Below are 23,079 nucleotides of genomic sequence, written 5' to 3'. Positions count from 1 at the left end.
TGGCTCACAATTAACTAAAATTTAAGGATTTTCTTTCGCCTCTGGGTTTTTGCGTATAGTTTGGACGCCAAATAGGGGAAGGTGCGATTTAGGCGGTCGCAGCCGTAGTTCGTCAGAAGCTTTCTAATGTTTGCCATTTGGAAACGGAATTGTGAAAGTATGGCGATTTACGCAAAGCCATTATCCAAACGTATGACCGCCGTTTTTGGGGAAGTTGATCAGATGCTCCAGCAAACGAGGTTCATTCAGAAAATTGCCAGTTTGACCGATCAGTTTGATAATCCGTTTGTCGATGACACATTTATGCGCGCCAGTGAGGGCTTTTTCACGGCGAGCGCGCTCGATTGTGTGCAGTCAGGCGGATATCGTCTGCCCTTTGAGCATGTGCGGAATGCCAGTTCGCTTGGGGTACCCATCGTGCGGTTTCTTGCTCATGGCAGTAGTCCTATCGGCGGGGCCTTTTTCAATCCTGACGGGGTACATGTTCGTGAGGAAGCGGCATTCCATGCTGCCCTTGATCAACTCACCGCTGAAGCGCGGGCAGATGTTTTACTTTGGCCCTTTTTCCCGCTGGAAGCGCGGGAATATGGCTGGCTGGAAAAATGGCTGGTAACTCGTTTGGGTCGTTCCGATGCATCCGACGTCATTCCCATGGCCCGGCGCCATAAGCGGGCCTATCTCAATTGTGCATCCGATAATGTTGCTGCGGAAGATGGCGGGATGAGTTTAAGCCGAAACAAGCGCAAGACCACCGGGCGTCAATGGCGCAGGCTTTCAGATCTTGGCAAGCTTGAGGTTCTCTCGACGCAAGATGGGTTGGACTATGGAGAGGCCATTGAGAGCTTTCTGCATGTCGAAGCATCTGGCTGGAAGGCGTCCAAGGGCACGGCTCTGGCTGTCGATGAGCGGTTGAATGCCTTTGTGCATAAGGTCTTTTCTGAAATGATGGCTAAAGATCGTGCGCGGATTGATCTACTATCGCTTGACGGTCGGTGTATTGGCGGTCTGGTGAGTTTCAGGGTGGGGCGCGGTCTCTTTACGTGGAAGACCGGAATGGACGATGTCTATAAGCGCTATTCCCCCGGCGTGCAGATTCTCCTGGAGGCAAGCCGGCAGGCCATCGCCGATCCGGGCATCGATTATATCGACAGTCTGGCAGATAGTGGCCACCCCATTGCAGAGCATATTTGGGCGGGACGGCGGTCCATGGCCTTGTTGTTTGTTCCGCTCAACCGGCGCGGAACGCTTGCCGCGCGCGGACTGCGCACGGCATATGTCGCCAGAGACAGTGCCCGCTATTGGGCAAAGAGAGCGCTTGGGCGCGTTTGACTGAGCGGCCGTCGGTTGATGCCATCATCCGGCTTGGCCAGAATGAGTGACCAGAAAACCTTGTATTTTGCGTCACCCCTGAACTGAGTGGCGATGCCCATTTCGGTTACACCTTCCTTGAGCATATTCTTGTTGTGGCTGCGCGAATCCCGCCAGCCGGAAAAGGCTTCCGCAAGGGTCCAGTATCCTGCACCGATATTCTCTGTGGCCAGAACCGGATCATAGTTCGCGCGCTTGAGGCGCTTGATGAGGGTGAGATCCGGCGTGAGCGCGTGGCTGACCTTTACGGCCTTGGCCATGGCGTCAGCCTCTTCCTGAGCGGCTGCGTTAAGCTTCTCACTCAACGTGAGGGTGGAGAGGCCATGGCGTTTGCGGTAGGCGTTGAGCATATTCAGCGCCTCTTGCGGATTGACGCTCACATCGCCTCGGCCAAGATTGTCATACATGGCCGGAGAGCTTGGCCCTGGGCCGCCCGAGCAGTTTGCAACAAGCAATGTCGCCATTGCTGCGGCCATCATTTTGGTCTTAGTCATCGGCCGCATCGGCGTCACCTTCTGCTGTGTCTATGGTCTGGGCATCATCGATATCAATTTCGTCGGCTTTAGGGCGCGCGCGTCTTTTGCGCGGCTTTTTCGCCTGCTGTGATGCGGCGGCCTTTAATTCTTCAGGAAGGGTGACCGAACGCACATGAACGTCGCGCTGCGGGAATGGAATTTCGATATTTGCCTCTTTCAGGGCGCGGAAAATCTCAAAGCGCAAATCGCTCTTTGCTGTCAGCGAGTTGTTGACGTCCTGCACGTAGCAGCGCAAATCGAAATCGAGCGAAGATGCGCCAAAATCCATGAAATAGACGACAGGGGCCGGATAGCTTGTAACATAGTCATTGGCATCGGCCACTGCGAGCAGGATTTCGCGTACGCGGTCCGGATCGGCATCATAGGATACGCCAATGGGCACGATGATGCGGCCCATGGAGCCATTATGCATCCAGTTCATGACCCGGTTGGAGATCAGCTCCGAGTTTGGCACCACAACCGTCGCCCGATCGAAGGTTTCGATCTTGGTGGCGCGCACCGAGATTTTTTTTATGTAGCCCTGATCAGCACCTACAACGACCCAGTCGCCGGTCTTGATGGGGCGTTCAACCAACAGGATGAGGCCGGAGACAAAGTTGTTGACGATGCTCTGTAAGCCAAAACCGATACCAACCGACAGGGCACCGGCTACCAATGCGATGTTGGAAAGATCCAGCCCCATATAGGAGAAGGAGACCATAGCCGCGATGATCACTCCCAGATAACCAAGGCTGGTCTGGATGGAGCTTTTGAGCCCTGAATCGAGATTGGTGGCCGGCAACCAGCGCTGTTCTATCCAGCGTTCAACGCTCTTGAGCAGAACGATGGCAATGATAAAGACCACAAGAGCGCCAACGATATTGATCGGCGATATGGTCAAATCGCCCAGCTTGACGCTGAAAATGGCGTTTTGCAGAGAGGTTATGAAATCGGTTGATTCAACGCCCCACGGGGTGAAGATCAACAGGGCTGCTGTGATATAAAGGAAGATCCGGACGATACCATTCAGCAGCACGCCCAACTGATTGACTGCACTGGTAGAAACGCCCATAGCCTTGGAGATGCGCTTTTGGGGGCCTTCCGCCGAGCTGAGGTGTTCGAGCAGGAAATTGTCTATGAGGGCCGAGAAAATGCCCAACAGGCCCAGAATGATGAACAGGCGCCCCAGCTGTTCGGCCACGAAAGCCCCCAGCGAGACATAGCCCAGAATAGGAGCCGTGGCAGTGATCAGGCAGATCAGCCAGATCAGCGGTTGCAGAAAGCGGATGAAGCGCGGCAAGGAAAAGCCGCCCTGTTTTTCTTCTTCCAGTACCGTTGTGCCATCATTCTCCGGCTGTGCCGCAATCAGCATGCGCAAACCGAGGGAAACAAGCAGGGCAACAAGGAAAGATGTTACACCGTTGATGACAATGGTGGTTTCCAATGGTGCGAAGAGCAGCTCGTCCACTTCATCAAATAGGGTTTCCACCATGAAGGTGATGATCAGGGCCAACGCAATGCTGAAGAGCCGGGTCGCATCGCCTGTTTCCAGATTGAGGGGGCGATAACTTGGTCGTCCAGGTGCCAGCAACACCCGCGCAAGGCCGTAGGATAGCGAGCCAGCGAAGATCACAAAGGACAGATGCTTGAACAATAGCTCAATGCGATCTGGTAATAGATTCGCGTTGATCAGGATGAGTGTGATCGCCCAGAAAACGAAAATGGGGAAAATTGTATAGACCAGCATAGCCCAGCTAGCAAAATAGCTGCGTTGTAGGGCCGTTGGTGATTCAAGGCTTGCAAGGCGCGATAAGCCTCTAAAGAGCAGGATACGCAAGGGGCCAAAGATCAACAAGAAGACGAAGGTCAGTGTGGCGAGTATCTGCCAGATCTGTTCGGAGGCCTTGTTGGAGATATAGTGGCTCCAGTCCGTCATTAGGGTCACAGCGACGCGCCAAGTTGTGGCAAGGCCAGCCAGCCCCTTCACCCAGAGGGTCGGATCGAGGATCGAGTTGCTGCGCTCAAGCAACTGGCTGGTGAAACGCTGCTGACGGGCCACCGTAATGCGGTTGCTCAGCTGTTCGGCTCGCACAAGCGTGGAAGTGACCAGCTTCAGCTGGGCATCCAGCTCCGAGATATGGGCTTCAAGCTCATTGCGCCGTTTGGCGAGTTCTTCAGTTTCGCTATTCGGACCGGCGATGGCTGGCGGTGCGGCTGCCGTGGTTGGCTCTGCATTGTCCTGCTCATCGCCTGAGGATTGCTGCAATTGCAAGGGATCTGTGAGAGAGGGGGCTTGCGTGTCGCTCTTGGCTTCTCCGTCTTGCGCTGGCGCTGCCGGTTTGAGCGCATCGAACCGGGCCTGAGCCTCCTGCAGTTGGGGCTCCAGACGTTCTTTCTGGGCGGTTGCCTCGGTCTTGATGGCGTTGAGCTCTGTCCTCAGTTCGGCATAGGTCTGATCGGATAAAGATGCGCGCGACAGAGTGGCTTCCACCTGATCAAGCCGGGCAATGAGAGACTCTGTACTGCTGGCTCCGGAGGTTGGTATGGCTTGTGCGCTGGCAAAGGAGAAAGCCGCGAGAAAAAGACAGATCGCCAGATTGGCAATGATCAGGAAGCGATGAACAGGTTTGAAATATGCCACGCAGTGATCCTCATGCAAAAACGAAACAGGCCGAGCCCGCTGAGCAAAGTGTATATTTTGTCTAATGGAAATCGAAGGTGAACTCAATTGCTTCGATGGGTCAATCAAACCATACGCCAAATATGAAGGAAATATGTCTTTTTGGAACTTCCCTACTGGTGTCATGGTTGTCCCAGCAGTAGGATTCCCTTCAAGATGCTTGATTAAAGAGGTTGAGACAAAAAGATGACGCTATCATTTGATCTGGATGATCCGGTATTTCCCGAAAAAATTGAAAAAGAAATCATGCAGAGCGGGGGGTACCCCTATAAGAGCAAGCTCAAACGCAAGAAATATGAAAAGGAACTTGAAGCTCTGCAAATCGAGCTGGTGAAGGCTCAGGAGTGGGTTAAGGAAACCGGGGAACGGGTCGTCTGCGTATTCGAGGGTCGTGATGCGGCGGGCAAGGGGGGCTGCATCAAGGTGCTGACCCAATATACCAACCCAAGAAATGTACGTTCTGTTGCGCTTTCCAAGCCCAGCGATGTCGAGCGCGGGCAATGGTATTTCCAGCGCTATGCTGCACAAATGCCCACACGTGGTGAAATCGTCTTGTTCGATCGCTCCTGGTATAACCGTGCGGGTGTTGAGCCGGTGATGGGGTTTAGTACACCCGAGCAGACGGAAAAATTTCTTGTGGATGCGCCGCGCTTTGAAAAGATGGTGCGTGATAGCGGAACCCGGCTTTTCAAGTTCTGGCTCAATATCGGACGGGAAATGCAGTGGAAGCGGTTCCATGATCGCCGCCATAGTCCGCTAAAGCATTGGAAGCTGTCGCCTATTGATCTGGAGGCGCTGGAAAAATGGGACGATTATACCGCTGCCCGCAACCGGATGCTCAAGGAGACGCACAAGGATCATTCGCCATGGATCGTCATTCGCGCCAATGACAAGCGTCGGGCCCGGCTCAACATGATGCGCTATCTTCTCAACGAGTTGCCTTATCCAAAGAAAGACCAATCCTTGCTTGAGCCGATCGATCCGAAAATTCTCGGTTTTGGCTATGACTTCCTCAAGGATGGCGATTGAGGGCGCGCGGACATACGCCAGATATAAGAAAAGCGGGTATTGCTACCCGCTTTTCTCGTTCCAAATGTCTCTGCCGCTCGTGACTTGATCGGGAAACTGCGGCACTATCCAACAATCTGATCGGGATCGCTGTCGGATATCTCACTGGAGGCATTCGGTCAGCTTGTCTGCGTTATAGCGCATCAGCTCGACATACAGGTTCGGGCCAAGATCGAGATTGGTGCCAAGCGGGTCAAGTTGGCCGATTTTGGTATCCGTTCCTTCAATCAGGGTTGAGAGGATCTTGTCGGAGAATTGTGGCTCAGCCATGATGCAGACCACATTAAGTTCCTTGAGCTTTGAGCGAATTTCGCGGACACGCGCAACGCCAGGGGCGACACCGGGCTGTAGCATCACGGAACCAACGGCCGCAATGCCGAAGCGATTTTCATAATAGTGATAGGCGTCATGGAACACGATATAGGGCTTGTCCTTGATCGCGGCCAGCTCGGCCTTGATGCTTTGCGTCGTGCTGGTCAGTTTTTCCTCGAAAGCCTTTCCATTGGCGGCATATTTGTCCGCGTTTTCAGCATCAAGCTTGCTGAGTGCAGCTGTAATGGCTTTTGCCATTGTCAGGCCATTCTGCGGGTCTAGCCAGACATGCGGGTCGTGATCCCCATGGTCGTGAGCGTCATGGTCGTGATCTTCATGCTCATGCTCGTCATGTTCGTGGTCGCCATGATCGGCCTCATGCTCATCATGGTCTTCTTCATGGGCGTCATGGTCATGATGATCATCGTGATCGTGAACATGCTTTTCCCAATTGCCGCCGGTTCTAACCTCTAGTTCGATCAGGCCATCTAACTCGCCCAATGTGAGGATCTGCGCCTTCGCAGGAAGGGTTTCGATAGGTTTTTCCAGGCTTGGTGTCAGGTTTCCACCAATCCAAATAACGAGGTCTGCTTCTTGCAGTGCCTTTGCGTCCGAAGGACGGAGTTTCGCAGCATGCGGAGAGGTGGCCTGATCAATGAGCAGGCTTGGGGTGCCAACATCCTTCATGATCGCAGCTGTGATCGAATAGACCGGCGCGATGGATGTGGCGACCTTTGGGGCTGCTTGTGCGGCATGGTTGGCAACTGTCGAGAGAAACAAGGCCGATGCGGCAGCGAGCATGGTCCGTCTGGTTCTGTTTTTCATGGTTTGATACGATGCCCTTCAGGTGTCTTGTGCGATGAGTATTTAGTGAATTGATATGTTATAACGTTTCATTTATAGGCTTGCTTTGATCCTGTCAAGCGTCATTTTATTCACTCTAGAGCACATCTCCAAAAAGAGTTTCTTAATAGGTCCAAGCAAAATTTTGGTTTCCATATTGTTTTAAACACATTGAGACAATATAGATTCGTTTTTTCTTATGTTAAGAGAAGCAGTATTCCTGAAATAAATATTTTTATTAACCAGCATTGTTTACCTCGGGTTGAGGTTTCGCAATTTGAATAAAATGTGAAACGTCAAGAGCGCACCGGGAGGAGCGGGAATTGTTTAATTTCGCTAAAAACAAAATAGTCACGAAAGACAACCAAAATATGGTGACGCGCGCGAATAATGCTTCTGTAGACCAATATGGTGATGCCGACGCCTTGGAAAAGGCGGTGGGCACATCTTCAAAAGATAATGTCGGCCTTGTCAGGCTGATGGGAGACCTCAATGGTTTGGGGCAGGATATGGCCGATGTGGCCGGGGAAGTCGAGATGATCAATATGGAAACAGAAGCCTGTTTCCAGTCCCTGTCGCAACTGGTCTCGGCTTCGAGCGAAGTGCAGAAGACCAACGATCAGATTCTGGATTCCGCCAGCCGGTCCTTTGCCATAGCCGAACAGACCTCCAGTGATGTCGGGCGTAGTCGCCAGATGTCTGAGACGACGCTTGAAAAGGTGGGAGAACTGATGCAGGCGATCACCGGCATTAGTGAGCAGTTGCAAGGGTTGCAGACGGCCTTTTCGTCCGTGCGGGATGTGGCCGGTGTGATCGATGCAATCGCGCGACAGACCAACCTTCTGGCGCTTAATGCCACCATCGAAGCTGCCCGAGCAGGCGAGGCGGGCAAGGGGTTTGCCGTGGTGGCAACCGAGGTAAAAGCGCTGGCCAGCCAGACCAGTAAAGCAACAGAGACGATTGGGGCGACCCTCAGCGATCTCGATAGCGAGGCACAGGCGCTCATTTCTCTCAGCGATGAAGCGACAAGCTTCATGGGGGAGGTTGAAAGCAGCACGGCCTCGATGCAAGACGTCATTCAGGATCTGGATCAGGCCTTCTCGACAATCCGTGAGGCGTCGGCTTCCATTGAAACGCAGGTCTCCGAGAATAACAGCTCTCTGGGGAGCCTTGTGGGGGATGTGGATGCGGTGCACAAAGCCTTTGATCTTACCCATTCCGGTCTCAACAAGGCCAGCAAGCGGCTTTTGCAGTCCGTGGCCAAGTCCGACAAGATGATCGCGGAAACCTCCCTTGACGGCGTGGAGACGGAAAATACCTTCTGTATCCAATCTATTCAGCGTTTGGCCGGAGAGATCGGGCAGGCCTTTGAAGAAGAGGTCAAGGCAGGGCGCATTTCCCTTGCTGATCTGTTTGACTCCTCTTACACGCCAATTCCGGGAACCAATCCCGAGCAGGTGATGACGCCGTTCACTGAAATGACCGACAGGGTTATGCCGCAGTTTCAGGAACCGATTGTGGCTGAGAATGACAATGTGGTCTTTGTGGCGGCCGTTGACAAAAACGGCTATCTGCCGACCCACAACAAGGCCTTTTCCAAGTCGCAAGGCGATGATCCTGTCTGGAATGCCGCCAATTGCCGCAACCGTCGCATCTTTGATGATCGGGTTGGGCTGGCCGCCGGGCAGAATACCGAGCCCTTCCTGCTGCAAACCTATCGTCGGGATATGGGCGGCGGCAGCTATGTTTTGATGAAGGATGTTTCTGCCCCGATCTATGTGCAGGGGCGCCATTGGGGCGGGCTGCGCATGGGATACCGGGTGACCTAGCGCGCGATATATTGTCAGAGGATATAAATAAAGGGGCGAAAGCCCCCTTATTCTTTTGATTTCTTTTCAGCTTCCTGACCACTACTCAGCTTGAAATCCACTCGACACTATCTCTATCGGTCTAGATGGGCAGAAGGTGCAAGCACTCTTGCTAGCGGGCCTGTGGTAGCGTTGTCAGGGTCGCGGTTTCCTTGCTTGTGCTCTGGCTGCTGTCTCCCGTCAAGGGTTTGAAAGGCTTGCTGATGGCCGAGCCCAGCTTTGAGAAAAAGCTGTTGGAGGCGGGTGCCCCGGCATTGGGCTGCGTTTGAGCAGTAACCGTCTGAGGTGTCTCTGCCTGAGCTGTTGATGTCTGAGTTGATTGCGTTGCAACCGGCTGAGCGGGCGCTGCGGCAGGAGCCGGATTGCCTTTTAGCAGGCCTGCCAGAAAGCCATCAGGATTTTTTCCTTCGGCAATGCGTTCTTTGCGCTGCAAAACCTCCAACTGTGCTTCAAGCATCTGGTTGTTGGCTTTGGTTTCAGCCTTCTGGTCGGCTGCATCCTGTTTCTGCACGGCCTGACTGAAGCGGACATTTTCTTGCGAGCGCAGCTTTTGCAAAGAGGCCAGAAGGGTCGGCTCGAGCGTATAATCAGGGCATGGGGCAGAGGCATTGAAATGGTTGGCGCCTTGCGGGTCGAAGACATAGGTGCGATTGCATACTTCTACCTTGGGCGGCACATGGGTGATCTGGAAATGGTCATAACCATTTTTCAGATTCTGCCAGAAGGCGAAGTTGTCGCTGTTGCGCACGCGTGCCATATTTTCCGGCGTCATGCGAAACGGAAAGGCATGTACGGCAAAGGAGCGTTGTCCGCCCTCGAAGGATTCGCGTCCAAGAGCATAGATTTCTGCAATCTGGTCGTCTTCCATGGCGTAGCAGCCGCGTGATGAGCAGGACCCATGCACCATGAGATGCTTGCCGGTGCGCCCGTAGGAACGGTCGAACTTGTTCGGGTAGCCGATATTAAAGGACAGATAATAGCTGGAATGCGGGTTCATCTGGCCCGGTGTGATGGTATAGAAGCCCTCGGGAGCCTGTCGGTCTCCCTCTTTCTTCTTGGGGCCGATTTTACCGGAATAGGCGCAGATCGGATAGCTTTTCAGCAACGCATAGGTTCCATCCTTGGTCTGCTTCCATGCCTCCAACACCGCTTCCTCCTTGAAGATGCGGATATAGAGCGGCGCGCCCTCGGTGGACCCGATTTTCTGGATTTCGTGTTTGAGCTTGATCGGCAGTGGCTGCGAAGCCTTGCCATCTTCTATCAGTTCAGGGTTGCAAGCGCTCAAGGCAAGGCTGCCCATCAGCGTTGTCACTAGAGCGATATTGCGGACCCAATGCCGGTGGTGCTTTTTCACGCAGTAATCCTGACTCACGTTTGTTTGCTCCAACTATTCCCCTTCTGCCATGCTGTGCGGTTTCATTCAAGGAGAAGCCGGTCACATAATCGGGAGCAGTTCCGATGGCTCAAGACTGGCAAAGAGCCATTCTCCGGGCAATAGTCTTTGACCAAACGTTAACCAAAACAGATTGATAGATGGTTACCGACTTTTGCAAGGGCAATCGGGCCAGAGTGTGGCAGGCAGGATCGCAAGTTTGTGAGATGTCAGGGGAATAGGTCAGGCAAAGATCTGGTGCAAATCTGGCGCAGGTCGCAAAAAGGCGGCAGAGTGCTCTGCCGCCTTGTGACTGTCTGCTATTGTCTAAGCGCGCTTAAAGCTTTGTTCCGATGGTCAGAAACTTTTCGCGGCGCTGTTTGCGAATGTCGTCTGAGCTCAAGCCGTCAAATTCGGCAAGGCAATCAGCGATCATGTTGCCTGCGCGCTTGATGACCTTTTCCTTGTCGCGATGGGCACCGCCAACCGGCTCGGAAATGATCCGGTCGATGATCTTGAAATCCATCAGGTCCTGCGCGGTGATCTTCATATTGGTGGCTGCATCTTCAGCGCGGGTGGAATCCCGCCACAGAATGGAAGCGGCCCCTTCTGGCGAGATGACGCTGTAGATGGAATGCTCCAGCATCAAAACACGGTTGGCCGTGGCGATGGCGATGGCGCCGCCGGAGCCGCCTTCACCAATGATTGTGGCAACGCTTGGCGTTCCAAGGGCAAGGCAGGCGTCGGTGGAGCGGGCGATGGCTTCGGACTGGCCTCGCTCTTCTGCGCCGATACCGGGATAAGCACCAGCGGTATCCACAAAGGTGATGAGGGGCATGTTGAAGCGGTTCGCCAGTTCCATGATGCGCACGGCCTTGCGATAGCCTTCAGGGCGGGCCATGCCGAAATTATGGCGCAGGCGGCTTTCGGTGTCGCTGCCCTTTTCCTGCCCGATCACGGCAACAGGACGTCCGCGAAAGCGGCCAAAACCGGCCTGAATGGCTTCGTCTTCGGCAAATTTGCGGTCGCCGGCGAGAGGCGTGAACTCTTCAATCAGCCCGGACACATATTCCTTGAAATGCGGACGGTCCGGATGACGGGCGATCTGGGTTTTGTGCCAGGGGGTCAGATTGGCATAGAGGTCCTTGAGGGCATTGTCCGCTTTGGTTTGCAAACGTTTGATCTCGTCGCCCACATCTACGGCTTCCCCGGTTTCCTGCAAGACAAGCAGCTCTTGTACTTTGCCTTCAAGATCAGCGACGGGTTTCTCGAATTCCAGATAACTATGCATAGCGGGTTTGATCCAACTTCTTTCCTATTGGTATCCAAGGCACCTTGCGCTCTGGCTGTCTTGCCCAGCGCAGATGCACATTGGACGAGACTCTGAACGGCAGAGCGGGGCCATTTTCTTGCCCGTCCTGATCCATCAGGAGGCATGAATAAAATGTCGCGGCCACGTTGGCCTTTTTTCGGTCCGGCTGTCAAGCAACAGACATGGTTCGGTCTCAGCTTTGAGCCATTAACAACAACTATGATTAAGACAATGGCGGAAATAGGTCGCGCCGGATTTATTCTGCTTTCGGTTCGAAGTGATCGGACAGCGGGTGGTGGTGCTCCACCAGCTCAATCAGTCTCTCATCCAGAATATGGGTATAGATCTGGGTTGTTGAAATATCACTGTGGCCCAATAATTTTTGCACGGCGCGCAGGTTGGCACCATTTTGCAGCAGATGGCTGGCAAATGCATGGCGCAGAACATGGGGAGAAACGGAGCCCGCATCAAGACCAACATCGCCTGCCAAGGCCTTCAGCTCGCGGGCGAAGGCCTGTCGGGTATAGTGCCCCTCCTTGCCGGATGAGGGGAAAAGCCATGGCTGTGCGCTGGCACTTTTGGGGGCACCAGTTTCCTTGAGCATGGCGCGGTAATCGCGCATGGCTTCCTTTGCCCGCTCAGACAAAGGCACCAGACGTTCCTTGTTGCCCTTGCCGATAATAGAGAGAAACTGCCCGTCCATATGGGCGGCTGAACTGGGGAGCGTTACCAGTTCAGAGACGCGCAAGCCTGTGGCATAGAGCAGCTCCAGCAGCACATAAAGCCGCATGGCGCGAATTTGCCGTTTCGGGGTAGGGCCTTCCAGCGATGCATTGAAACGGGCCGCTTCAATCAGGCGATCCACTTCCTGCACGGTCAGGATTTTCGGCAATGGCCGCGACCGTTTGGGGGCCTTGAGCATAGTGGAGGGATCGTCAGAGCGGAAACCGTCGCGATAAAGAAAGCGGAAGAGCTGACGAATGGACGAGATCTTGCGTGCCACGCTGGAGGCGGCCAGATCGCGATCGGCTAAATCCGCCAGATAGTCACGCAGATGCTCGCTGGCGCAGCTTTCGAATTTTATGCCCTTGGCTGATAACGTGCTGTCCAGATCGTCCAGATCGCGCTGGTAAGCATCGAGCGTGTTGCCCGAGGCGCCTTTTTCCGCGCTCATGGAATCCAGAAAGAGATGAATGGCCTGATGGTTTGCCAGTGTCACGTCGGTATCTCAGCTAAAGGGGACGTCAGATTGGGTGCTTGTCGGGTTCAAGAATTGCTCGGGTCAAGAGAATGACTAGGGATCAGTTGATGGTTCGGGACGGGATGCGGACGACCATTTCGCGCTGTGTCGGCTCAACAAAATTGGCCAGCGCAAAGATGCCCCCCGCGACCAGTCCGCCCAGAACGAGAAGAAACACAAGTGCTTTGATCAGACTAGGCATTGAACAATCCTTGATTTTGGTTTTTGCGATATTATCGTGCCAACCTAGCATCAATAGTTTGTTAATGTCATTTATTTGGCGAGCCTTTCCAATCCCTTTTGGTTGAATTGGGGACGGTAGCGCTTTGAAAGCGTTGAATTTGAAATGGTTGCTTGACAGATTTGACCTTTCCAGCGCAAATCTGGGCCAATCGTTAACGGGACAGGGTGTACGGGCGCAGGGACGCATATGGCGGATACGAAGACAGCTGGTAACAAAGAACGGGAAGCACGCGTTGTGGCAGCCCTTGGCGGGCGCCCGATCGTGCTCGTCGGGCTCATGGGCGCTGGCAAGACAACGATTGGACGACGTCTGGCCAAACGGTTGTCCATCCCTTTTCGCGATGCCGACCATGAGATCGAAGCAGCTGCCAATATGACCATTGCCGAAATTTTTGCGCAGCATGGGGAAGCTCATTTCCGCGATGGCGAAAAACGCGTGATTGCGCGCCTGCTTGATGAAGGCGATCAGGTGATTGCCACCGGGGGCGGCGCGTGGATGAATGATGAAACGCGGGCATTGGTTGCCGAACGTGGTGTTTCCGTTTGGCTGAAGGCCGAATTCGATGTGTTGATGGAGCGCGTCCGGCGCAGATCCCATCGCCCTTTGCTTAAAGATCCCGACCCCGAGGGTGTCATGCGCCGCCTGATGGATGAACGCTATCCTGTCTATGCAACGGCCGATGTTATGGTGCTTTCGAAAGAGGCCCCCCATGATCGTATTGTAACATCCGTCATCGAGGCTCTGGAGAGCCACACCGGTATTGCCGACAAGGGGTGACCGGAAGGCCGTTTGGTCTCTTGGCAAATGATGGTGCTGAATGAAAGATCTTTGGAGATCGCTGCGCGAGCGCCTGACAGCAGCAGTCTGTCGCGACGGTCTGATCGACCGTTAGGTGGGGGGCGAGGTTGCTTTTCTGGGGCTTTTTTGAGGATTGAGGGAATAAAATGATAGATGGTGTGAAGCGCACGGTGCGCGTCGATCTTGGTGAACGCAGTTATGACATCCTGATCGGACGGTCGATCCTTTCCGGCCTAGGGGAGGCATTCAAGACGCTGTTTCCCTCATCCGAAGCCGTCATCATTACCGATTCCAACGTGGCCGGATTGCATCTGGATACCGCCGAGGCCTCTTTGCGGGAGGTTGGTGTCGATCCTTATGTGATCGTCATGGAGCCGGGAGAGAAGAGCAAGAGCTACAAGGGCCTGATGAAGGCCGCAGATGCCGTTCTGGATAGCAAGCTGGAGCGGGGCGATATCGTCATTGCGCTCGGCGGCGGTGTCATCGGCGATCTGGCAGGCTTTGTCGCCGGAATTGTCCGGCGTGGTATGCGCTTCATTCAGGTGCCCACAACGCTGCTGTCACAAGTGGATTCGTCAGTCGGTGGCAAGACGGGGATCAACACCAGTCATGGCAAAAACCTGATCGGGCTTTTTAATCAGCCGCATCTGGTGCTGGCTGATACGGCTGTTCTGGATACCCTGACGCCACGCGATTTCAAGGCTGGATATGCGGAAGTGGCCAAATATGGCCTGATCAATGATCCGGATTTCTTTGAGTGGCTGGAACGTCACTGGCAGGGCATTTTTGATGGGGGACCGGAGCGGGAAGAAGCGATTGCGCGTTCCTGTCAGGCAAAGGCCGATGTGGTGGCTGCCGATGAAAAAGAGGCCGACCAGCGTGCCTTGCTTAATCTGGGGCATACCTTCGGGCACGCCCTGGAAGGCATGGCCGAATATGATGCCGAGCGCATTGTGCATGGAGAAGGCGTGGCCATCGGCATGGTTCTGGCCCATGAGTTTTCGTCCCGACTAGGGCTTTGCGATGCGGCGGTGACAGATCGTGTGGTTGCCCACTTGCAAGCAGTAGGGTTGCCTACCCATATAAGGGACATTCCGGGACAATTGCCGAAAGTGGACCTTTTGATGGACTATATCGCTCAGGACAAGAAAGTGTCCCGGGGAAATCTGAATTTCATTCTGACGCGTGGCCTTGGCCAATCCTTCGTGGAGAAGGGTGTAGAGCCAGCTGCGGTGCGTGCTTTCCTTGAGGAGAAACTGGGCTGATGGCTACCGGGCTTTGGCTGATTGCTCTGGCTATACTGATCTTGATTGTGATGTCGGGCTTCTTTTCCGGCTCTGAAACGGCGCTGACCGCTGCTTCTCGTGCTCGCATGCACCAGAAGGAGAAAAATGGCGAACCGGGCGCGCAGGCCGTCAACCAACTGCTCCAGATCAAAGAGCGGATGATCGGGTCGCTGCTGTTGGGCAACAATCTGGTCAATATTCTCGCGTCTGCGCTGGCCACCAGCCTGTTCATCAATCTGTTCGGGCAAACCGGCGTTGTTTATGCAACGTTGGTCATGACCCTCGTTGTGCTGGTCTTTGCCGAGGTTTTGCCGAAAACATGGGCGATCTCGGATCCGGACAGCTTTGCCTTGCGGGTTGGACCCTATGTCAATGTGATCACCAAGGTCTTTGGCCCTGCCATGGCGGCTGTTGAATGGATCGTGACGCGCATTATCGCCATGCTGGGCATTGAGGCCAAAGACAATCATGCCCAGTCGGGGCAGGATGAATTGCGCGGTGCGGTTGATTTGCTGCATATGGAAGGCAGTGTGGTCAAGGCCGACAAGGACCGCTTTGGCGGTTTGCTGGATTTGGCCGAGCTGGATGTATCTGACGTGATGGTTCACCGCACGGGCGTCAAGTCCATCAATCTGGATGACGGGCCGGAATCCATCGTCGAGCAGGTGCTGAAGAGCCAATATACCCGCATTCCCCTCTGGCAGGGTGAGCAAGACAATTTCATTGGTATTCTGCATGCCAAGGATGTGTTGCGGGCGCTATCCGAAGTGAAGGGCGAAGCCAAGGATCTGGATATTGTCGCTGTGGCATCCGAGCCATGGTATGTGCCGGATACGACGAGCCTCAAGGCGCAGCTCAATGCCTTTCTGAAGCGCAAGAGTCACTTCGCGCTGGTGGTTGATGAATATGGTGAGGTGATGGGGCTGGTCACTCTTGAGGACATCATCGAGGAAATTGTCGGCGACATTGCCGACGAGCATGATATCGACGTCAAGGGTGTGCGCAAGGAGCCTGACGGCTCTGTATTGGTGGATGGATCGGTACCGATCCGCGACCTCAACAGGGCGCTTGATTGGGAATTGCCCGATGAAGAAGCCACGACGATTGCCGGGCTTGTCATCCATGAAGCCCGCCAGATCCCCGAGCCGGGGCAGGGCTTCACTTTCTATAATTTCCGCTTCCGTGTGTTGCGCAAGGAAAGAAACAGGATTACGTCTTTGCGGATCACGCCGGTGCAGCCGGTACAATAGGGGGGGCGGCTTTTCTCGCCGCTTATCCTTCAGGGCTTTATGGTTTCCAGCGCGAGCGCATGGATTGGACCTTTTAGCTCTTCTTTGATAACATCATGCACCATTCTGTGGGCCTGGACCCGAGAGAGGTTTGCAAAGAGAGGGCTTGCTATGCGGACTCTGAAGTGGGATTCCCCTTCGGGGCGCGCGTGCTCGTGACCTATGTGAAGGTCTGATTCATCAATCACCTCTAACATTGTGGGCTGAAGTTGATTGTTCAATTTTTTCTCGATGTTCTGCTTGACGGTCATGGCTGGGAATGGTGAACTGTCGCACTTCCTGATTTTGGGGTGATTTGGGTCTCTTTGTTATCTTTACGCAAATGGGAACGATTTTCCCGTTTTGCAATAGAGTTCAAGTTCGAATTGCTCATTTGCAATTTGTGATCCTGTCATCCTTGGCGGCATCTTGGAAGGGCCTTTGATGGCTTTTCTTTTCGAGATGGCTGCCAAAAGAGCAACTTGGAGTGTTTCAGCGCTGTGTTTTCGGCGCAGTTTGCCTCCATGATCATACACTAGAGAAACCGACACGAGAGATAACCGGCGTCCGGAGACAAGATTAGATTCATGAACCTCGACTCGAAACTGTTCGACTCTATCCGCATCAAGCCTGATACGGATCGTCGTAAAAAGAAACAGCAAGAAGAAACGTGCGAGTGGCCTGGGTGTGAAAAGAAGGGCGGCTGCAAGGCTCCAAAGCGTGGCTCGGGTGGTCGCGAGTTTCACAATTTCTGTGAGGCGCATGCCCGTGAGTTCAACAAGAACTACAACTATTTTACCGGTATGGATGACGACACTGCCGATACCGCCAAGGCAAGCACGGTCACTGGCGAACGTCCAACCTGGAAAATGGGTGTCAACGCATGGGGTAATGCGACTGACAAGGCGGGTGAAACCATGGGCAAGAGCTGGGAGACAACCGGCTTTTCCAATGGTCGGGCCCAGCGTGCCGCAGAGCGCATGAAACGTCGCTCCCGTCACCAGGACCAAACCCGCAAATTGCGTCCATTGGAGGCCAAGGCTTTTGAAACGCTCGGCTTGACGCTGCCTGCTACCGCAGATGATGTGAAGCGCGCCTATAAGCGCCTGCTCAAAGAGAACCATCCGGACCTCAATAAAGGGGATCGGGCTTGTGAAGAACGTCTGCAAGACGTGATCGCGGCCTATAATACCTTGCGTGCAGGCGGCTATGTTGGATAGTCATGCCCGGTGTCTGGCCTTCATTGGCCAGACCACCCGAGGCCCAGCTGGTGCCTTTTTACGCTTCTAGTCTGCTTCGCGCTTCGTATCCTTTTTTCGCGTTGTAGGCAGAAAGACATAATCTTTCCTTTCCTTTTCGGTCGCGTTTGCTTTAAGTTGCCCAACTGAACAGCTAGGCTTTTCCAGAAGGCCATCTTCAGGTGTTGATCACAACCCTTTCCAGTGACGTATATGCGAGTCGAGAGCGGCCTCATCCAGAGCAGTGTTATGAATGATATGAGCAACGAGATTTCCAATTTGCCGGATACCGAGGTGTCTGTGCGCGATGTATTCGGCCTTGATATCGATCTGATGGTTCCTGCCTTCAGTGAAAAAAGCGATCATGTGCCTGATTTTGATCCTGATTATCTGTTTGACAGGGAGACCACGCTGGCGATCCTTGCGGGTTTTGCCCACAACCGCCGCGTGATGATTTCCGGTTATCACGGCACGGGTAAGTCCTCTCATATCGAACAGGTCGCAGCGCGCCTCAACTGGCCTTGCGTGCGCGTCAACCTCGATAGCCACATCTCCCGAATCGATCTGATCGGCAAGGATGCGATTGTCCTGAAGGATGGCAAGCAGATCACCGAATTCCGTGATGGCATTCTGCCATGGGCATTGCAGAATAATGTGGCGCTGGTGTTCGACGAATATGATGCCGGTCGTCCAGACGTGATGTTCGTTATTCAGCGCGTGCTGGAAGTGGCCGGTCGCCTGACCCTGCTCGACCAGAACCGCGTCATTCGTCCGCATCCGGCTTTCCGCCTGTTCGCAACGGCCAACACGGTTGGCCTTGGGGATACGTCGGGACTGTATCATGGTACGCAGCAGATCAACCAGGGCCAGATGGACCGCTGGTCTATCGTGACCACGCTTAACTATCTGCCGCACGATAACGAAGTGAATATTGTGCTGGCCAAGGTCAAATCCCTTATCGGTGACGATGGCAAGGACACCGCCAACAAGATGGTGCGTGTAGCCGATTTGACCCGTAATGCCTTCATGAATGGCGATCTGTCGACGGTCATGAGCCCGCGTTCGGTGATCACATGGGCTGAAAATGCCGATATCTTCGGCGACCTTGGCTTTGCCTTCCGGGTTACGTTCCTCAATAAATGCGATGAGCTAGAACAGCCTTTGGTGGCTGAATTCTATCAGCGGTGTTTCGGTGAGGAATTGCCAGAATCATCCCTGAATGTGGCCGTAAGCTAAGGCTTGTCGTCACTGCATCGATCAAGAGGGAACAGGCAGGAATAACAAGGCATGTCGAGCAAGTCTTCATCCAAACTGGGCGGATCTGTTGATCCAAACGAACGGTTCAAGCAATCGGTGGGCGGTACGCTCAAGGCGATTGCCGGGCCCGTCGAGTTGGATGTGCATTTTTCGGCGGACCGCCCGATGCTGATCAACGGGCAGGCTCGCCTGCCTGAACCGCCGCGTGCGCTGACCAAGGAAAAGGCGGCAATTCTGCGTGGACAGGCGGACAGTCTGGCCATGCGTGTGGCCTGCCATGATCCGCGGGTGCATGCCAAGCTTGCTCCGGATGGGGCAAGGGCACGCGGTGTTTTTGATGCCGTTGAGCAAGCGCGCGTGGAAGCCATCGGCTCCCAACAGATGGCGGGATTGGCGCAAAATGTCTCTGCCATGCTCGAAGACCGCTACAGCCGCTTTGTTAGTGGCGATTCCTCCCGTGTGGAAGAAGCGCCGCTTGATCATGTGTTGTCCCTCTTGGTGCGCGAGAAGTTGACCGGCGCGCCAATTCCTGATTCTGCCCATCATCTGGTGGAGCAATGGCGCGGCTGGGTGGAAGAGACCGCTGGCGACAGTCTGGACACTATCGGCGAGGATATGCTCGACCAGACCAAATTTGCACGGCATCTGCGGCGGGTTCTGGCGGATCTCGATGTGGCCGATGATCTTGGCGGTGAGGCTGAAGACAGCGAAGAGAATGCTGACGACACCGACAATGGCGCGGAAGAAAATGCTGATAGCAGCAACAATTCCGAAGATGCCGAAGGCGGTGAGCAGGAAGAACAGCAACAGGCAGAAGCCGGTGCCGACGATCTTGAAGGTGGCCAGTCCGAGGCTGACGAGCAGCTCAGTCAGGACATGGATGACTTTGATGAGCTGGATGGCGATGATACCGGCGAATCCGTCATGCCACCGGACTATGGCAAGAATGAACCGGACAAGGGCTACAAGGTGTTTACCCGTGCCTTTGATGAGGTCATTCATGCCGAGGAATTGTGCGAGCAGGCCGAGCTGGATCGCTTGCGCGGACATCTGGACAAGCAATTGCAGAATATGCATCAGGTTGTTGCCCGTCTGGCCAACCGTTTGCAGCGCCGGCTTTTGGCTCAGCAGAATCGCGGCTGGGATTTCGATCTGGAAGAAGGCCTGCTGGATACCGCAAGGCTGACCCGCGTCGTCACCGATCCCATGCGGCCGCTCTCTTTCAAATGGGAGCAGGAGACTGAATTCCGCGACACGGTTGTGACCCTGCTGCTGGATAATTCGGGCTCTATGCGTGGGCGTCCGATCTCCATTGCTGCTGTCTGTGCCGATATTCTGGCGCGCACGCTGGAACGGTGCAATGTGAAGGTCGAGATCCTTGGCTTTACGACCAAGGCCTGGAAGGGCGGTCAATCCCGCGAGGCGTGGCTGAAGGCTGACAAGCCTGCCAATCCGGGGCGTCTGAATGATTTGCGCCACATCATCTACAAGTCTGCCGATAGTCCATGGCGCCGGTCGCGGCGCAATCTGGGCCTTATGATGCGTGAAGGTCTTCTTAAGGAAAATATCGACGGGGAGGCTCTGGATTGGGCGCACAAGCGTTTGCTGATGCGGCCTGAACAGCGCAAGATTCTGATGATGATCTCGGACGGGGCACCGGTCGATGATTCCACCCTGTCCGTCAATGCAGGCACCTATCTTGAGAAGCATCTGCGCGAAGTGATCGAAGAGATTGAAACACGTTCTCCGGTCAATTTGTTGGCGATTGGTATCGGCCATGATGTGACACGCTATTACAAGCGTGCGTTGACGATCATCGATGCCGAAGAGCTTGGCGGCGCCATGACCGAAAAGCTGGCGGAATTGTTCGACGAGAATGTGTCTCAGGAACCCCATGCACCGTCGCGTCGCCTCAGGAGGCGGTAAGGGCATGCAGTCCAGCAAGACCGGCTTATTCAGTAAAAGCAGACTGCGATTGTCAGTCTGCTTTTCTATTTTGGTGACCATTGCGACCAGCCTTTCTGTGCAAGGGCACACGGCCCCTATGGAGGCGTTGCCCAAGGCTGCGCCGAGCAGCATTGCCATTGATGTTTCTGCCCAGATTATCGACCGTCTCGGGCGGTTTTCTTCAGGGCGGACAACCTATGGTCAGTTGGAATGGCTTGGTGGCCTCACGCTTTCCAGCGATGAGCCGACCTTTGGTGGCTTTTCCGGTCTTGCCTTCGTGGATCCAGATCATTTTCTGGCGATCAGTGACAGGGGCAGTGTTCTGTCTGCCCGTCTTGTCCGTGAGGGGGAACGCCCCATCACGCTTGCGGATACGTCCATACGTCCCTTGCCCGGTGTCGGCGTCGAGCTACCAAGATGGCGCAGGGATTCCGAAGGACTTGCGATCAAGGGCGGTGAGGCCTTCGTGAGCTTTGAGGGCGAGACGCGGGTGACACGCTATAGCCTCAAGGGTAACGAATTGTTTCGGCTTGAGGGACATCTTCCCTTGTCGCGCGAGATCGGTGAAGCCAATCAGGCCAACCGGGGGCTGGAGTCCATCGCGACCATTCCCGACGGACACCCTTTTGCCGGAGGTTTTGTGGTTCTTTCCGAGAAGCCGAAGAATGGACGCATCTTGGGCTGGATTGTTGGTGCAGGGGCTCCACTGGCTTTCTCATTGCCTCAGTCCGGGGAATTGCTGGCTGCGGATGCGGATTTCACCCAAGAGGGTGACCTCGTTATTCTTGAGCGGAATTTTTCCATTCTGGGTGGGCTCGTCGTGCAAATGCGGCGGGTGCGGGCAGAGGACTTCCAGGCCGGACCGATCGCTCACACCGATTTGCTGTTCCGCGCCAATCTGGGCGATGGTATGGATAACATGGAAGCGCTGGATATTCAGCCGATGGGCGGGGCGGGAGACAATCTGATTACGCTCATGTCTGATGATAATTTCAATTTTCTACAGAGCACACTGTTGTTGCAGTTTCGTCTGCCTGCGAATCGCTAACCCGTATGTAAGCAAACATGGCTGACAACGGGTGACAATGACGGTAAGGGATATAGAAAAAGCCGGTCTGGAATTGACCGGCTTTTTGCATGGATGGGGTTCTATTCTTACTCCCGCTTCTTTCAAGCGGTTGCTGGCAGAGCGTCCTGACGGCTGAGCAGCAATCTGTAAGGCGCCAGCATCAGGAGTGCGACAAACATCTTGCAGGAATAATCGACGATTGCCCAGCTGACCCAGCGCGGCGCATCAATCAGGCCAAGGCTCAGCAGAGAAGAGGCTTCTGTCGGGAAGACATCCGGTGTCATGCCAAAGCTTGTATCAAGAAAGGCAAAGGACGCAGCAAAGCTGAAGCCGAAAAAGATCACCGTGTCGAGAACCGAACCGAAGAAGGAAGAAGCCAGCGGGGCTTTCCACCAGCTGTTGCGGCGCAGACGGTTGAAGACCGTGATATCGAGCAGTTGGGCGACCAGAAAGGCTGAGCCGGATGCTATGGCAATGCGCGGGGTGGCAAGCCAGATAGAGATCAGAACCGCGATGGCAAAACCGGCGGCGACCACTATGCGTGCATTCCTGGAGCCGCATTTGCGGTTGGTCAGGTCGGTTACCAGAAACGCCATCGGATAGGTGAAGGCACCCCAGGTCAACAGATCCTGCAGGCCAAACGGTTTGAACGGGAATTGAACGAGATAGTTGGACGCAGCAACGACGCCCACCATGGCCAGAACGGAAAGGCCAAGGGTTTTACGAGTAGCAACCATATGTCACCCTCCTTGATGTTGGCCGCGAATGGGAGAATAGCCCAAAGCAGCGTTGGATATGAAAACAGCGCCAAAAGAGGCGCTGCTTCTTAACGATCAAGCCAGATTTTCGGACTAATCCGAAACTGCATTAAGATGCAGCAACCTGTGCTTTTTCAATTTTCTTTTTGATCAGCTGCGCATTGGCTGACAGATCTGCTTCTTTGGCTTTGGCCAGGAAAGCGTCAAGGCCGCCACGATGTTCAACAGAACGCAAAGCGTGAGCGCTGACGCGCATCTTGAAACCTGTGCCGAGTGTATCGCTCAGCAGAGTCACATTCACCAGATTTGGCAGAAAGCGACGGCGGGTTCTGTTTTTTGCGTGGCTGACATTGTTACCGGACTGAACGCCTTTGCCGGTCAGTTCACAGCGACGTGCCATGGAAAATCCCTCACAAATTAGTAGGACGCCAATGGCGCCCGCTCATTTTCTGTTCTGTGTTCTGCCGTTTTGCTAGGATGCTCGACGGCGGAAAGTTGCCTCGGTATAGTGATCCTTGCGCCGCTCGTCAAGCATTTCTGGGTGGTTTCGCGTGTTCTTTTCAAGATTCTGACTTATTTTGCGAATAACCCCTGCGCCATTGTTGGTTTTCAATAGGCGATTGCGCTTCATTATGC

Annotated in this window: 21 protein-coding genes; 10 read left to right on the top strand and 11 right to left on the bottom strand. The window is 54.4% G+C overall.

Annotated features, from left to right (window positions below; genetic code table 11):
* The first annotated feature begins 222 nt into the window (after positions 1–222).
* Positions 223–1,329: a GNAT family N-acetyltransferase gene (locus tag BM258_RS15715; protein WP_175528107.1), complete on the top strand. Its 1,107-nt coding sequence runs from the start codon at positions 223–225 to the stop codon at positions 1,327–1,329.
* Here BM258_RS15715 and BM258_RS15710 read toward each other — a convergent pair.
* Together BM258_RS15710 and BM258_RS15705 are read right to left on the bottom strand one after the other, a co-directional pair.
* A complete protein-coding gene (locus BM258_RS15710; protein WP_175528106.1) occupies positions 1,296–1,862 on the bottom strand; it encodes a CAP domain-containing protein in 567 nt (188 codons plus the stop codon). The two genes, BM258_RS15715 and BM258_RS15710, sit on opposite strands and share 34 nt — an antisense overlap.
* The gene (locus tag BM258_RS15705; protein ID WP_175528105.1) at positions 1,855–4,524 is read right to left on the bottom strand and encodes a DUF3772 domain-containing protein; all 2,670 of its coding nucleotides are present in this window, start codon (positions 4,522–4,524) and stop codon (positions 1,855–1,857) included. Before BM258_RS15705 ends, BM258_RS15710 begins: the two co-directional genes overlap by 8 nt.
* A 225-nt stretch (positions 4,525–4,749) precedes the next feature.
* Here BM258_RS15705 and ppk2 point away from each other — a divergent pair, with 225 nt between their 5' ends.
* On the top strand, positions 4,750–5,592 hold the full coding sequence (ppk2, locus tag BM258_RS15700; protein ID WP_090073881.1) for a polyphosphate kinase 2: 843 nt from the start codon (positions 4,750–4,752) through the stop codon (positions 5,590–5,592).
* 141 nt (positions 5,593–5,733) lie between these two features.
* On the opposite strand, the gene BM258_RS15695 is transcribed toward ppk2, so the two are convergent.
* Complete coding sequence (locus BM258_RS15695; RefSeq protein WP_090073879.1) at positions 5,734–6,768, bottom strand: zinc ABC transporter substrate-binding protein; 1,035 nt, start codon at positions 6,766–6,768, stop codon at positions 5,734–5,736.
* Between the two features lie 389 nt (positions 6,769–7,157).
* Here BM258_RS15695 and BM258_RS15690 point away from each other — a divergent pair, with 389 nt between their 5' ends.
* On the top strand, positions 7,158–8,615 hold the full coding sequence (locus BM258_RS15690; protein ID WP_090073878.1) for a methyl-accepting chemotaxis protein: 1,458 nt from the start codon (positions 7,158–7,160) through the stop codon (positions 8,613–8,615).
* 151 nt (positions 8,616–8,766) lie between these two features.
* On the opposite strand, the gene BM258_RS15685 is transcribed toward BM258_RS15690, so the two are convergent.
* From BM258_RS15685 to BM258_RS15670, 4 genes are all read right to left on the bottom strand, one after another.
* Positions 8,767–10,008, bottom strand: a complete 1,242-nt coding sequence (locus BM258_RS15685; RefSeq protein ID WP_090073876.1) for a L,D-transpeptidase family protein — start codon at positions 10,006–10,008, stop codon at positions 8,767–8,769.
* A 355-nt stretch (positions 10,009–10,363) separates the two neighbouring features.
* Complete coding sequence (locus BM258_RS15680) at positions 10,364–11,317, bottom strand: acetyl-CoA carboxylase carboxyltransferase subunit alpha (protein ID WP_090073874.1); 954 nt, start codon at positions 11,315–11,317, stop codon at positions 10,364–10,366.
* A gap of 277 nt (positions 11,318–11,594) precedes the next feature.
* Positions 11,595–12,557, bottom strand: coding sequence for a site-specific tyrosine recombinase XerD (locus BM258_RS15675; protein WP_280141777.1), 963 nt, complete (start codon positions 12,555–12,557; stop codon positions 11,595–11,597).
* An 82-nt stretch (positions 12,558–12,639) separates the two neighbouring features.
* Positions 12,640–12,780, bottom strand: a complete 141-nt coding sequence (locus BM258_RS15670) for a histidine kinase (RefSeq protein ID WP_090074125.1) — start codon at positions 12,778–12,780, stop codon at positions 12,640–12,642.
* A gap of 228 nt (positions 12,781–13,008) precedes the next feature.
* On the opposite strand from BM258_RS15670, the gene BM258_RS15665 reads away from it, so the two are divergent.
* From BM258_RS15665 to BM258_RS15655, 3 genes are all read left to right on the top strand, one after another.
* A complete protein-coding gene (locus tag BM258_RS15665) occupies positions 13,009–13,599 on the top strand; it encodes a shikimate kinase (protein ID WP_090073872.1) in 591 nt (196 codons plus the stop codon).
* Positions 13,600–13,766: 167 nt separating this feature from the next.
* Complete coding sequence (aroB, locus tag BM258_RS15660; protein WP_090073870.1) at positions 13,767–14,885, top strand: 3-dehydroquinate synthase; 1,119 nt, start codon at positions 13,767–13,769, stop codon at positions 14,883–14,885.
* Positions 14,885–16,156, top strand: coding sequence for an HlyC/CorC family transporter (locus BM258_RS15655; protein ID WP_090073868.1), 1,272 nt, complete (start codon positions 14,885–14,887; stop codon positions 16,154–16,156). Before aroB ends, BM258_RS15655 begins: the two co-directional genes overlap by 1 nt.
* A gap of 29 nt (positions 16,157–16,185) precedes the next feature.
* Here BM258_RS15655 and BM258_RS15650 read toward each other — a convergent pair whose 3' ends face one another.
* Positions 16,186–16,446: a BolA family protein gene (locus BM258_RS15650; protein ID WP_090073866.1), complete on the bottom strand. Its 261-nt coding sequence runs from the start codon at positions 16,444–16,446 to the stop codon at positions 16,186–16,188.
* A gap of 315 nt (positions 16,447–16,761) precedes the next feature.
* On the opposite strand from BM258_RS15650, the gene BM258_RS15640 reads away from it, so the two are divergent.
* The 4 genes from BM258_RS15640 (at position 16,762) to BM258_RS15625 (ending at position 21,664) form a co-directional block, all read left to right on the top strand.
* Positions 16,762–17,394 carry a J domain-containing protein gene (locus tag BM258_RS15640; protein WP_090073863.1) on the top strand — a complete coding sequence of 211 codons (633 nt, stop codon included), beginning with the start codon at positions 16,762–16,764 and terminating at the stop codon, positions 17,392–17,394.
* 276 nt (positions 17,395–17,670) lie between these two features.
* Complete coding sequence (gene cobS, locus BM258_RS15635) at positions 17,671–18,648, top strand: cobaltochelatase subunit CobS (protein WP_407062733.1); 978 nt, start codon at positions 17,671–17,673, stop codon at positions 18,646–18,648.
* Positions 18,649–18,699: 51 nt separating this feature from the next.
* Positions 18,700–20,595 (top strand): cobaltochelatase subunit CobT, encoded by a 1,896-nt coding sequence (gene cobT, locus BM258_RS15630; RefSeq protein WP_090073860.1) that lies wholly within the window; start codon positions 18,700–18,702, stop codon positions 20,593–20,595.
* 4 nt (positions 20,596–20,599) lie between these two features.
* Positions 20,600–21,664: an esterase-like activity of phytase family protein gene (locus BM258_RS15625; RefSeq protein ID WP_175528104.1), complete on the top strand. Its 1,065-nt coding sequence runs from the start codon at positions 20,600–20,602 to the stop codon at positions 21,662–21,664.
* A gap of 122 nt (positions 21,665–21,786) precedes the next feature.
* On the opposite strand, the gene BM258_RS15620 is transcribed toward BM258_RS15625, so the two are convergent.
* The 3 genes from BM258_RS15620 to BM258_RS24500 form a co-directional block, all read right to left on the bottom strand.
* Entirely contained in the window at positions 21,787–22,422 is a 636-nt protein-coding gene (locus tag BM258_RS15620; RefSeq protein ID WP_175528103.1) for a VUT family protein, read from the bottom strand.
* 130 nt (positions 22,423–22,552) lie between these two features.
* The gene (gene rpmB / locus BM258_RS15615; protein WP_090073858.1) at positions 22,553–22,843 is read right to left on the bottom strand and encodes a 50S ribosomal protein L28; all 291 of its coding nucleotides are present in this window, start codon (positions 22,841–22,843) and stop codon (positions 22,553–22,555) included.
* Between the two features lie 72 nt (positions 22,844–22,915).
* The gene (locus BM258_RS24500; protein WP_175528102.1) at positions 22,916–23,074 is read right to left on the bottom strand and encodes a hypothetical protein; all 159 of its coding nucleotides are present in this window, start codon (positions 23,072–23,074) and stop codon (positions 22,916–22,918) included.
* Positions 23,075–23,079 lie beyond the last annotated feature (5 nt).

Origin of the sequence: Cohaesibacter marisflavi (assembly GCF_900115225.1) — a bacterium.
GTDB classification, from domain to species: Bacteria; Pseudomonadota; Alphaproteobacteria; order Rhizobiales; family Cohaesibacteraceae; genus Cohaesibacter; species Cohaesibacter marisflavi.
This window is presented reverse-complemented; position numbering and strand designations above follow the sequence as displayed.